Origin of the sequence: Sulfitobacter sp. UBA4523, from assembly GCF_002388305.1 — a bacterium.
In the GTDB taxonomy this organism is placed as follows: domain Bacteria; phylum Pseudomonadota; class Alphaproteobacteria; order Rhodobacterales; family Rhodobacteraceae; genus Sulfitobacter; species Sulfitobacter pontiacus.
The window spans coordinates 1,797-2,940 of sequence record NZ_DGMH01000052.1 but is presented as its reverse complement, the minus strand read 5'-3'; the positions used below and the strand labels follow the sequence as shown (position 1 = coordinate 2,940).

1 protein-coding gene is annotated in these 1,144 nt (G+C 68.4%); it reads right to left on the bottom strand.

Annotated features, from left to right (window positions below):
- Window positions 1-1,144, bottom strand: a 1,144-nt coding sequence (locus B3849_RS13045) for an HAD-IC family P-type ATPase (RefSeq protein ID WP_286780263.1), incomplete at both ends; no start/stop codon positions are given.

Sequence of the window (1,144 nt, the reverse complement as noted above, 5' to 3'; positions counted from 1 at the left end):
GACCATCGCGACCTGCCACCCGCCGGTGCAAAGCGCGGCGATCAAGGCGGCGGTGCCGGGGCGCGGGGTCTCGGTCAGCGGCAGGGGGATGCACCGATCGGGCAGATGAAGCTCGGGCCCGTCCTCTCCGCGCACCAGCCCCACGGGCACACCATTCCAAAGGGCGGTGACCCCCTGCCCTGCGACCTCGACCACGTCGCGCAAGTCGGCAGGAGCCTGCCCCGCAAGGGACGCCGCCAGCGCACGGGACGCGGGGTGGTGCGACGCTTGGGCCAAGCTCAAGGCAACTGACGCGGCGTCGGGATCAAGCGCGGGAAGAACAGCCACCCCTTCGGTCAGCGTGCCGGTTTTGTCAAAAACGACCGTGTCGATGTCAGCCAACCGTTCCAGCGCCGTGGGCGATTTCAGCAGCACGCCCGCGCGGAACAAGCGCCCCGTCATTGCCGCTGTGACCGCCGGAATGGCAAGCGCCAAGGCGCAGGGGCAGGTAATGATCAACGTTGCGGTGGCCACGGCAATGGCGTGATGCAGATCCCCCGTCAGCGCCCACCAGACCGCGAAAGCCACCGCGGCCAAACCATGCACCACCGGCGCATAAAGCCGCGCGGCGCGGTCCGCGATCCCGCTGTAGCGGTGTTTGCCGGTCTCTGCGACCTCGACGAGGGCCGCCAAACGGCGCAGGGTGCTGTCTTCGGCGCGATGCGTGGCCCGCAGTGTCAGCGGTGCACCAAGGATCACTTCGCCCGCGCAGACCAGATCCCCTGCGGCCAAAGCGACGGGATCCGCCTCTCCGGTCAGGGCAGAGCGGTCCACCATTGCGGCGGTTTCAGCTATGCCGTCCACAGGCGCACGGGCCCCTGCGGCCAATGCGATCCGGTCGTCTGGCATCAGCACGGCGACATCCACGGTTTCGCGCCCTGTCGCGGTCAGCCGAGTGGCGCGCGGCAGTTCCAGCGCCGTCAGCTCTGCTGCGGCAGAACGCGCCGTCGCCCGCGCGCGGTGTTCAAGATACCGCCCCACCAGCAAGAAAAACGTGAGCGACAGCGCGGCATCAAACCATGTATGCGCCCCGCGGGCCGCAAAGGTCTCATAAAGCGATGTCGCAGCGGCCAGCAGGATCGCCAGCGCAATGGGGACATCCATG